At 67.2% G+C, this 11427-nt stretch carries 4 protein-coding genes and 1 pseudogene; 2 read left to right on the top strand and 3 right to left on the bottom strand.

Annotated features, from left to right (window positions below):
- The 3 genes and pseudogenes from ADK64_RS45150 to ADK64_RS22320 all read right to left on the bottom strand — a co-directional run.
- Positions 1-122, bottom strand: a pseudogene (locus ADK64_RS45150) (UTP--glucose-1-phosphate uridylyltransferase); the annotation flags it as partial.
- A gap of 64 nt (positions 123-186) precedes the next feature.
- Positions 187-2487, bottom strand: a complete 2301-nt coding sequence (locus ADK64_RS22325; protein ID WP_053661616.1) for a bifunctional glycosyltransferase/CDP-glycerol:glycerophosphate glycerophosphotransferase — start codon at positions 2485-2487, stop codon at positions 187-189.
- A 204-nt stretch (positions 2488-2691) separates the two neighbouring features.
- Positions 2692-3789 carry a hypothetical protein gene (locus tag ADK64_RS22320; RefSeq protein WP_053661615.1) on the bottom strand — a complete coding sequence of 366 codons (1098 nt, stop codon included), beginning with the start codon at positions 3787-3789 and terminating at the stop codon, positions 2692-2694.
- 373 nt (positions 3790-4162) lie between these two features.
- On the opposite strand from ADK64_RS22320, the gene ADK64_RS22315 reads away from it, so the two are divergent.
- Positions 4163-10711, top strand: coding sequence for an RHS repeat-associated core domain-containing protein (locus ADK64_RS22315; protein WP_053661614.1), 6549 nt, complete (start codon positions 4163-4165; stop codon positions 10709-10711).
- Positions 10701-11423 (top strand): hypothetical protein, encoded by a 723-nt coding sequence (locus tag ADK64_RS22310; RefSeq protein WP_053661613.1) that lies wholly within the window; start codon positions 10701-10703, stop codon positions 11421-11423. Before ADK64_RS22315 ends, ADK64_RS22310 begins: the two co-directional genes overlap by 11 nt.
- The last annotated feature ends 4 nt before the right edge of the window (positions 11424-11427 follow it).

The raw sequence follows: 11427 nt of genomic DNA, 5'->3' as shown, positions 1-11427 counted from the left end.
ATCGCCGGCTTGTCGACAACCGGCAGCATCTCCTTGGGAGTGGCCTTGGTGGCCGGCAGGAACCGGGTGCCAAGGCCTGCCGCGGGAATGACAGCCTTGGAAATGGTGGGGCGGGAAACCATGCGCTGCTCGTCTTTCTCGTTCTGCACGTCAATCCGTACGTCAGGCTGCACGTCAGACCGCAGGTCAGGCGCCGATGAGGCCACGCTCGCCGGTCGGCTGCCGCGGGATGTGCGCCGCGGTGACGACGTCCGGCGCGGGCGCGGGAGTCCGCTCGTCCAGCGGCAGCACCGCGGGGGCGGGCTTCTCGCCGAGGAACAGGTGGCGCACCACGCGCTCCGCCGCGTTTCCGTCGTCGAACCGCACGAACCGCTCCCGGAACGCCGCCCGCAGCTCGGCGGCCTCGGCGCCGTTCCAGGCACCGGAGCGGAAGGCCTCGATCAGCTCGTCCTCCGTGCCGGCGGTCGCGCCGGGGGTCTCGCCCGGCTTCCCGGACAGGACGTCGAAATAGACACCGCGGGCCTTGCTGTAGACCTCCCAGTCGTCCGCGTAGGTGACGATCGGGCGGTCGAGGCACGCGTAGTCGAACATGATGGAGGAGTAGTCGGTGATCAGCGCGTCGGCGGCCAGGCAGAGGTCCTCCACGACCGGGTACTTCGACACGTCCTTGATCAGCCCGCGCTCCTGCAGGGCCTCCAGCCGGGGGTCGGCACCGTAGAAGTAGTGGGTGCGCACCAGGACGACGAAGCCGGGCCCGAGCTCGCGGCAGAAGCGCTCCAGGTCGATACGGGGCACGTAGCCCTTCTGGTAGTCGCGCACCGTCGGGCAGTAGAGGATGGCGGTCTTGCCGTCCTCGATGCCGAGGTCACGGCGAACCCGCAGGACGTCCTCGGCGGTGGCCCGGAAGTAGACGTCGTTGCGCGGGTAGCCGTACTCGACCGCCTCGAACGCGCAGGGGTAGACCCGCTCCCATATCTCGGTGGAATGCTGGTTGGAGGTGAGGCTGAGATCCCACTTGTCGGCCCGCTCCAGCATCTTGGCGAAGCTCATGTTCTTGGCGGCCGCGGGGTACTTCTGCTGGTCGATGCCCATCTGCTTCAGCGGGGTGCCGTGATGCGTCTGCAGGAAGACCTGCTCGGGGCGCTTGACGATGTTGTTGGGGAAGTTGACGTTGTTGACCAGGTACTTGGCCCGGGCCATGACCTCCCAGTAGCGCGGCGAGTTGGCGACCACGTAGTCGACCCCCGCGGGGACGCTCTCCACCATGTCGCGTCGGACGACCCAGACACCGTGGACGTTCGGAGCCAGTTCCTTCGCCTTCTCGTACACGGCTGCCGGGTTGCAGGCCACGCCGCGGTTCCAGTAGGCCGCGTAGACCGCGAGGTTCTCGTCGACGGGGCGGCGCAGGTGCAGCTGGTACAGCCGGTTGTAGGCGGTCTTGCCGAGCTTGGTCTTGACCCTGGCGGCCCGCCGGATCATCTGGCGACGGGTGTTGCCGGCGGCCATCACCGCCGCGTAGGCCGTGTAGGAGCCGCGCTCCAGCAACTGGAACCTGGTGCCCTGCGTGCCCTCCGGAAGGACGAGGTTCTTCGGCCTGAAGCGCTTGTACTGGGCGGCCGACAGCTTGAAGAACTCCGTGCGGTCCTTGGGGACGATACGGTCCTCGCGGGCCAGGGTGAACAGGAAGTGGCTGACCATGCGCTCGAACAGCAGTGTCCGCACCGGCTCCAGGTGGGGACGCTCGTCGAGGAACTCGAAGAGCCGGGCGTACTGCTCGAAGATCCCGAAGTGCTTGCGGCCGGGCGTGCGCATGGAGTTGCCCTGGCGGCGCTGGCGGTACTCGACGCAGACGTGGTCGGTGGCGGCGATGCGCTCCGCGGTCAGCATGGTCTTGTAGACCATGAGCGCGTCCTCGTAAATGCCGTCGGTGAAGATGAAGTTGTTGCCGACGTAGAACTCGCGGCGGTACGCGCGGTTCCAGACGACGGCGAACATGCCGAGGAACTCCGGCCGTTCGAGGGCGGTGAAGACATCCGTGCCCGCGCCGGCGAGCAGTTCACCGGCCGCGCTCTCCTGGACGCGGTTGTTCCAGTACGTGCGGACGTGGTTGAGCAGGAGGATGTCCGGGTTGCCGGTGTCGGCCAGACGGTCGGCCATCGCCTGCAGCGCGCCGTCGGCGAGCGTGTCGTCGCTGTCGAGGAAGAGGATGTACTCGCCGCGGGCCTTCAGCGCACCGGCGTCCCGCGCCTTTCCGATGCCCTGGTTCTCCTCGAAGTGCACCGGTATGACGCGCTCGTCCAGGGCCGCGTACTCATCGAGTATCCGGCCGCAGGAGTCGGGGGAGTGGTCGTCGATGGCGACGATCTCGAAGTCCTCGAAGGACTGGGAGAGAATGGAGTCCAGGCATGCGCGCAGATATCCCTGAACTTTATAGACAGGGACGACAACGCTTATTTTCGGCGAAGCGTTTCCATTCGCGAGGGGCATGCTCGGGACTCCTGGGCTGTCGGTCAGACTCAACCGCGTCCCGCTGCTGGCCGGCGGTACGGGCGGCGAGAGGCACAAGTGGTGCAAGGTTAAGGTTGGTTTAAGCCTACCCTAACGTGAATCGTGGGACGTTCTTACTGCAGCCCTTCCGTCACTGGTCAGCCGGGGTGTGGCAGGACTCACCCCCCGGCCCCTGTGTCCGATTTAGACAAGAAGATCCTTGTAATAGATGCTCACCCTCTTACTCTGGTCCGTGTCGGACGTGTAGGAGGCGAAGCCGCTGCACAGTCGCAGCGACTGCGGGTTGCCCGGGTCGGGGATCTGGATGGCCATGCCCTCGGGCTCGCGGTAGAGCAGGGTGTACGCGGCTTTCGTCAGCTTCTGTTCCGCGACGGTGCCGGTGTTCCAGTTCACGCTGGTGATGTACGTGTTGCCGTTCGGGGAGGCGGACCCGTCCACGCCGTAGGCGGAGCCGGCCAGCAGGTAGAGGTAGCTGCCGTAGCTGGCGAAACCCTGGAAGGTGTCGGTGTAGCCGGGCTGGAGATCCGCGGGCTGGGCGACGTCGGCGAGCGTGGTCCTGCCGCCGGCCTTGAAGGCGGCGAGGTCGTAGAGGCGGAAGCGGAAGGCGCCGGCCACCCGGCAGCGGACCGCGAGCAGGTTGTTGACCGGGTCGATGGTGCAGGTGGTGCGGTCCACGCCGCTTTCCAGGGTGTACTGGGTGAGTGCGGGGGAGTCCGCGGTGAGCACCGCTCCGTTGGCGAACTTGAACCGGGCGAGCCGGTCACCCCATCCGGTGTACGTGCCGTCTGAATTCGCGGTGCGAATGTTGTGCGTCTCGGTCCACAGATAAGTGCCGTAAGTGGTGGATTCGACCCCGATCTGCACGCCGTGCCCGAATCCGCGGAGATACATGGTGCCGAGAATGTTCCCCGAGGCGTCCAGTCGCGTCAGGCACAGGTCGCCGTCCGCCTCGCGGTCGGCACCGGAGTAGGTCTGCGTCTCTCCCGGGAGCTGGAGTCCGCCGTCGACCAGCTGCACGGCGAACAGGTGCCCGCGGGTGTTGTCGAAGGCGAAGGACTGGAGCACGCGCGTTCCGGTGAGCGGGACTTCGCGCAACAGCTCGACGGACGGATCGGTCAGATCGAACCGCTTGCTCGCGGTCACCGCACCGGGAGTGGCACCGTCCCGTGCCGTGTGCCGGGAGTGCGTGACGGCTTGTGCCGCGCCGATGGCGACGGTCGGAACGGCCGCCGCGCCGATGACGATGCCGCCGGTGCGCAGAAAGCGTCTGCGATCGAGCATGGCGATGGAACCCCCAAGACCGGAAGAGAAAAGCGCCAATGTCCGCGCCTTTGGCATGCAAATAGGACATGCCGTACCAAGGGGGAGTTGGCTGGATTGCTGGCCGGTCATTAAAGCACCTGGTAAGAGATCGCGGTAGCGACGCTGGAATCAGATGTTCCGTTGACCATGAAGGCGTAAATCTTCCGCCAAGGCGCTGGTGACATTTGAGGGATCACGAGTCGATTTGACGGAAATGGGCCGATTAAGTTTCTGGTTAATCTCCGGCCTGCGTGTGTTCGCCATGTGTTGGCTTTGTGACGTCTCGCGTCGCGGACCCGCTCTTTTTGACCGTTTGGGGTCGATATTCGGCCAGAGGGGTGGGGGGTTCGTGATGCGTGCGTCGTACAGACGCGGCTTCGTCGTAGCGGTCTCCGGTGTGTTGTTGTCGGGTCTCGTGTCGGTTCCCGCGTTCGCCGTGGCCGACGCCGTGGCCAAGGCGAAGGACCGGACCGTCAGTGTGTCGGCCCGCAAGGGCACGGCCGTGCCCAGGCAGCAGGCGGAGCCGACCATGACCAAGGCACCGAAGGTGGCCTGGCCGAAGGGGGTGAGCGCGCGGGTCGACCTCTCGAGGACCGGGACGGGACACGCCCGGGCGGTGTCCCCGTCGGGCACCGTTCTCGACGCCCAGGCCGGCACCGCCGCGGCCAAGTCGGCCGTGGTGTCGGTGCAGACCCCGACGGCGGCGGAGATCCGGACCGCCGGGCTGCCCCCGCAGTCCGCGTTCGCGCTCGGCCAGAAGGCCGCGAAGGACGCCATGGCCGGGGGCGGGAAACTCGCCTTCAGTCCGTCCGGCGGTGCTCCCGGCGACGTCGACGTGCAGGTCCTGGACCACACGAAGATCAAGGCGATCGGCGGCGTGGGCATGGCGCTGCGCCTGACCCGCAAGGACAAGAGCGCCGCCCCGGGACCGGTCGGCGTCACCGTCGACTACAACGCCTTCAAGAACGCCTACGGCGGTGACTTCGCCTCCCGGCTGCGGCTGGTGCAGATGCCGGCCTGTGCGCTCACCACTCCGAAGAAGCGCGGTTGCTCGCCGGACACCCGCCGCTATCTCCCGGTCCACAACGACGTGAAGTCGGGCAGGCTGACGGCGACGGTGTACGCGGACGCGGACCCCGCCGCGACGACCGCCGCCCCGAAGCCCGGCATCGCGATGATGTCGGCCGCCACCACCTCGACGGTGACGACGCTGGCCACGGGCTCGTCCTCGGACACCGGTGACTACCGGGCCTCCACGCTCAGCCCGACCGGCAAGTGGAGCGTGTCGAACGGCTCCGGGGACTTCACCTACGACCTGCCGATCACCCTGCCGAAGGCCCCCTTCGGCGCCACGCCCGACCTGTCCCTGTCCTACGACTCCCAGTCCGTCGACGGCCGTACCTCGGCGACGAACAACCAGGCCTCCTGGGCGGGCATGGGCTGGGACCTGGACGTCGGCTACATCCAGCGCATCTACCGGAACTGCTCGCAGGACGTCAACAACACCGTCGGCGACCTGTGCTGGCAGTCGCCGAACCACAGCACCGAGCCCGATGGCGCCAAGTACGTCATCAGCCTCAACGGCGTGAACTCGGCGCTCATCCAGGACGGCAACGGCACCGGCTCCTACCACGTGCAGGACGACCCGGGCTGGCGCGTGCAGCACCTGACCGGCGGCCACGGCTCGGACGACGAGTACTGGGTGATCTCCTCCCAGGACGGCATGCGGTACTACTTCGGCTGGGGCCGCGCGGAGCGCACCAAAGACGCGACGAACTCCGTCCTGACCGTCCCGGTGGCCGGCGACGACGCGGGCGAGCCCTGCCACGACGTGTTCCCCGAGCCCTGCACCCAGGCCTGGCGCTGGAACCTGGACCGCGTGGTCGACCCCAACGAGGTCGAGAACGCCTACTTCTACGACAAGCAGACCAACCACTACCGCTCGGTCATCAACACCGACAAGGCGCGCGCGTACGACGCGGCCGGCTACCTGACCCGCATCGAGTACGGCTGGGCCTCCCAGATCACCGGCGCGAAGCTGCCCGCCAAGGTCGAGCTGCGCCATGTCGGCCGCTGTGTGGAGCGGATGAGCGACGCCGACCCGCTGGGCAAGGAGCCCGCGGACTGCCCGGGCATCTCGTCCAACCCCGACTCGTACCCCGACGTGCCGACCGACCTGATGTGCGACGGCACCGCGGCGGACAACTACTGCGCGGGCAAGACGTACTACCCCACGTTCTTCACCACCGACATGCTGTGGGACATCAAGACCTACGTCAGCGACGACGGCGGTACGACGTGGGACCCGGCGATGCAGTACCAGATGAAGTACGGCCTGCCGAACCCCGACGGCACCGTCGGCAAGACCCTCTGGCTCGACTACGTCCAGCGCGAGGGCTACGGCGACGGTCCCGACCAGCGTCTGCCGGTCATCAACTTCAACGGTGAGTGGCTGGACAACCAGGTCGGCTCCTCGACCCTCAACTTCCGCCGGGTCGACAAGATCTACGGCGACCTGGGCTCGGTGACCAGCGTCACCTACAGCCAGCCCGACGCCTGCGACATCAACAGCCTGCCGAGCGAGTCGTCCAACGCCCAGGACTGCTTCTGGCAGAAGTGGACACCGGAGGGCGCCGGCGCGGCCAAGACGGGCTGGTTCAAGAAGTACCTCGTCAGCCAGGTCTCCGTGGACCCGGGCGTGGGCCAGGGGGCCGGCACCGACGGCGACCCGGTCATGACGACCCGCTACGAGTACCACGGCGGCGCCGGCTGGGCGTTCACCAACGACCCGCTGATACCCGACTCCGACGAGACCTGGTCCGAATGGCGCGGCTATCCGCAGGTCGAGGTCTTCACCGGCACGAAGAGCAACGCGGCCTCCACCTACTACTGGCTCTACCGGGGCCTGGACGGTGACCGCACTTCCAAGACGGACACCTCCGCCACCCGCAGCGTCTCGGTCACCGACGGCTACGGCACGTCCTGGACGGACTCCGCGTGGCTGGCCGGCAAGACCCTGGAGTACTCCAAGCGCGACGGCGACGGCGGCTCGCACCAGCGGGTCCGCCAGGAGTACTGGGTCCATGACACGGCCCAGTACGACGGCCTGCCCGACGCCCGCTTCGTGCGTGAGAGCAAGACCACGACCGACGACCTGACCTCCACGGGCTGGCGCGAGCACGTCGTCAACAACGAGTTCGACGACACCAGCTCCACCAGCACCACCTACGGCCTGCCCCTGCGCACCAACGACTGGGGCCAGGTCGACGTCGACGACAACCGGTGCACCACCTACGGCCGCGCGTACAACACGTCCAATTTCCCGGACTCGGACGTCAAGCGCTGGATGGTCTTCCAGGACGAGGTGCGCCACTACGACGCCGACTGCGCCTCGCGCGGCTCCGCCAACCAGGACTCCTACAAGGTGACGCTGTACGACGGCTCGACGTCCGTCGCGAACAACGACGCGGCGCTGGTCGACGGCAACGCGACGGAGACGCGGACCTATACGGACGCCTCCACGTACCGCTCGACCAAGGCCGACTACGACGGTGCCGGCCGCGTGATCGCCGCCTACGACGGCAAGGGCAACAAGACGACCACGACGTACTCGCCGGCTACGTCCTGGCCGACCAGCGGTGTCACGGTCACCACCCCGGACCCGGACGGCGGCGCCGGTCCGGGTCCGGCGGAGTCCACCACGACCTGGTACTCGCGTCTGTGGGGCACCCCGTACGAGGTGCTCGACGCCAATGGTCACACCACCCGACTTGTGCACGACTCGGTGGGCCGCTATGTCCAGGTCTTCAAGCCGACCGAGATAGCGAACTATCCCGACGGCCACCCGTCGATGCAGTTCAGCTATGACACGCCCACCGCCACCAACAGCGACGGAGTACCCGACACGGTGGCCGGGCCGAGCCAGGTGACCACCGGGGTTCTCCAGTCCGGCACCACGTACGTGAACTCCCACGACTACCTGGACGGCCTGGGCCGAATCCGCGAGGACCAGTCCACGGCGCCGGACGGCACCGGCCGCGACGTGGTCTCCACCCGCTACGACACCTCGGGCAACGTCACCGGCAGCTCCGCGGCCTTCTACAACTCCAGCGCCGCGGGCTCCGGGATGGTACTCCCGACGGTGGACGACCTGCCCTCCTACACCGACCCGATCATCGACTGGGCCGGCCGGACGACCGAGACGCAGATCCTGGTCAACGGCACCCCACAGGCGACGGGCCACACCCGCACCTACTACTACGGCGACCACACCACCAGCGTCCCGGCGAGCGGTGAGCCCACCGACACCTTCACCGATGTGTTCGGTCAGGTGACCAAGGTCGTCGAACACGGTCCTCAGGGGGCGCAGACGACGTCGTACGCGTACACGCGCAGCGGCAAGCTGAAGCAGATCACGGACGCCAAGGGCAACGTCACCACATACGGCTATGGCTGGGCCGGTGACCGGACCTCCGTGAACGACCCGGACGCCGGAACCTCCTCGACCCAGTACGACGAGAACGGCAAGGTCGGCACGGAGACCGTCAACGGCACGACACTCACGTACCAGTACGACAACATCGGCCGGCAGACGACGGTTTCCCAGGGTTCCACCGTGCTGTCGCAGTTCGCCTACGACACGGCCCCGGGCGGTCTGGGGCAGCTCGCCTCGTCGACCAGTTACGCGAGCGGCAAGGCCTACACCGTCGCTGTCACCGGCTACGACAACCGCGGCCGCGCGACGGGCAAGCGGGTCACCGTCCCGGACGACGGCTCCGGCTTCGCCGGCAGCTACACCGTGGGCTACGGCTACGACCAGGCCGACCACATGACGTCGGTCTCCTACCCGGCGGTCGGCGGTCTGCCCGCGGAGACGGTCACCACCGCCTACACCGCCCAGGGACGGCCTTCGACGGTGTCCTCGCCGCTGGCCACCTATCAGTCGTCCTTCGGTTTCGACCGCGTGGGACGTCTCGACGCCCGTACGTACGGCACCAGCGGCGGCACGGACGCCACGGTCAACCGCGCCTACACCTTCGACGACACGAACGGCACCGGCGCACTGGCCGACATCCGCACCACCGTCACCGCCGACAGCACCACGAAGACAGCACAGGACGACACCTACACCCGTGACCTCGCCGGCCAGATCACCGGCATCACCGACGGCGTGACCCAGCAGAGCGAGTGCTACACCTACGACGAGCTCAACCGGCTCAGCCAGGCCTGGACCACCGAGGCGACCGACGGCTGCACCGGCGCGGCCACGCCGGACCTGAGCAGCAGCCTGGACCCCTACGACCAGACGTACACCTACGACGAACTCGGCGATCTGATGTCCGTCAAGGACACCACCGCCAGTGGTTCGACGACCAGGAGCTACACCTACCCCGGCTACAGCACCGACGGCACCGCCTACACGGCCGGGCAGGCGCACCCGCACGCGGTGACTCAGGCCGGCTCCGACACCTTCTCCTACAACACGTCCGGGCAGATGACCGCCCGCACGGTGAACGGGGTCAGCTCCAGCATCGACTGGACCGCGCAGAACAGGGTCAGCCGGATCACCCAGCACAAGACCGGCGGCGACGAGACGTCCACCTACGTCTACGACACCGACGGCACCGTCCTGCTGCGCACGTCGCCGCAGGAGAACGTGCTCTACCTCGACGGCCAGGAACTCCACAAGGCCACCGGCGGTGGCGTCGAGGCCACCCGCCTGTACTCGGCCGCCGGGACGACGGTGGCGATGCGCCAGGACGACGGCACCAGTGGCGGAAAGCTGACCTGGCTGTTGAGCGACACCCAGGCCTCCACCTCCCTGCTGATCGCCGCGGGCGGCGCGGTCACCCGCCGCAAGTACACGCCGTTCGGCGAGCAGCGCGGCAGCACCGCCCTTCCCTCCGCCACCGACCGGGGCTTCCTCGGCAAACCCGAGGACGACTCCACCGGCCTGTCCATCCTCGGCGCCCGTATGTACGACGCGGCACTCGGCCGCTTCATCAGCCCGGACGACCTGACCAAGCCGTACGCACCGCAGAACCTCTCGGCCTACAGCTACAGCGGCAACAACCCGGTCAACTTCGCCGATCCCAGCGGGCTCATGAGAGCCCCGCTGCCGGGTGATTCCTATGGGCCTCCGGAGCAGCCGAAGGGTTCGAGCGCCCTGGTGGACACGGGCGCGATCAGCAGCGGCACGTCCTCCGGCGGCGGTGGCGGCTGTGACGCCGCGTGCGTACGGAGTCTGAACTCTCTCGTCACCAATGAAAAGCCCGGCCTGCACAAGCAGCTGGCGATTCAGCTGCGCGAGTACATCGAGGCTGTCGCCGGAAACACGCGTCCTTGCACTCCGGGCGCCTCGGTCAAAAGCGGAGAAGCCGCCGCATGTAATTATCTTGGCGGTAATTCTCCGCAGCTCAGCTGGCGGGATCTCTTCTACCTGTGGGCCGATGGGAAGGGAGACGTGAACAACATTCCCTTCGATGACGGCAGTCCATTGACTCAGCAACTGATGCTGGACTCGTCCCACAAGAAAGTCATAGAAGGTCTGGCTCGCAAGATCCTCAGCGCCGACTTCGATGCTCCGGCGAGCGAGCTCGGAGGCAACGCGGATCACGCGGACGCGAAGTCGAACATCGGTAAGGACCTGCTTGGTATGATCACGGACGGCGGGGCCGGGAGCGAGACTCCGGCCGCGTTCCTCGGTAGCTACAACATCGAGTACCAAGTGATCGCACAGTCGAGGGAATCCCACTCCTTCACGGTTGCTTTCGCCTCCTACAACAAAACGGGCATGGCCTCACTATCACATGCCCCCCTGGTGGGAGACGTTCCTTCCGGTCACGCCTTCTCCAGCATCGCGCAGGAGTTCTATGGAACGGTGACGGTAAGTGTCCAATGACTCCGGCATCAGCACGCCGCTCAGCCTTTCTGGATCGTTGACCAAGGCGGCCCGATTCATCGCTCTGGCGGTCTTGGTCGCGTCCTATGTGGCGTGCCTGTTCCAGTTCTTTCCGATTCCGAGTACCCAGGAGGACCTGCTGAGTGCTCTCCGGTCGGACAGGCCCCCGGTCGTCGAGATCGGCTATGACGACCAGGGAGTGAACCTGCTCTGGGAGGCCGCCCCGCTGATCTACCGCGAAGTGCACACCGGAGTGCCGGGCGCGCTCCCCGGTAGCGGCGATGTGGCCGCTGTCGAGAAAGTGATCGCCGCCAAGGCGGGCATGCCCGTCGACGACCTCCCGTTCCGCGACCGGTCGGCCGGTCAGGGGCCAGGCGCGTTGGACGTTCTCCTGCCCGCCACTTATCCGCTCTTTCTGCGGTCCGCAGTCCTGCGCTGGGCTGCGGTCGGCGTGGGCGTGGCCGTACTGACCGCGGCCTACGCGCTGCCGAGGAGGTACACGCGGGTGAAGAATCGAGGGGTGTGGTTCGCCGTCTGCCTGGTCACCGGCTTCGGATTCTTCGCCTTCCTGCTGCTCGAACCCTGTGTGGCTCCCGATACCGGCGAGCCGCCCGAGCTCAAGCCGCGCTACGCATGGGGGGCATCCGTTACGACGGGGGTGCTACTTGCGCTGGGCGGGTGGGGTCTGATGCGCGGGGTGCGGCTGATGTAGGAAC

Origin of the sequence: Streptomyces sp. MMG1121 (genome assembly GCF_001280015.1) — a bacterium.
Classification (GTDB): Bacteria; Actinomycetota; Actinomycetes; order Streptomycetales; family Streptomycetaceae; genus Streptomyces.
Note: the sequence above shows the minus strand (reverse complement) of the source record. Positions and strands in the feature narration are given on the sequence as shown.

Excerpts from the sequence above, each read along its gene's own strand:
- ADK64_RS22325 (WP_053661616.1), bottom strand. The coding sequence starts at position 2,487 with ATGCCCCTCGCGAATGGAAACGCTTCGCCGAAAATAAGCGTTGTCGTC.
- ADK64_RS22320 (WP_053661615.1), bottom strand. The coding sequence starts at position 3,789 with ATGCTCGATCGCAGACGCTTTCTGCGCACCGGCGGCATCGTCATCGGC.
- ADK64_RS22315 (WP_053661614.1), top strand. The coding sequence starts at position 4,163 with ATGCGTGCGTCGTACAGACGCGGCTTCGTCGTAGCGGTCTCCGGTGTG.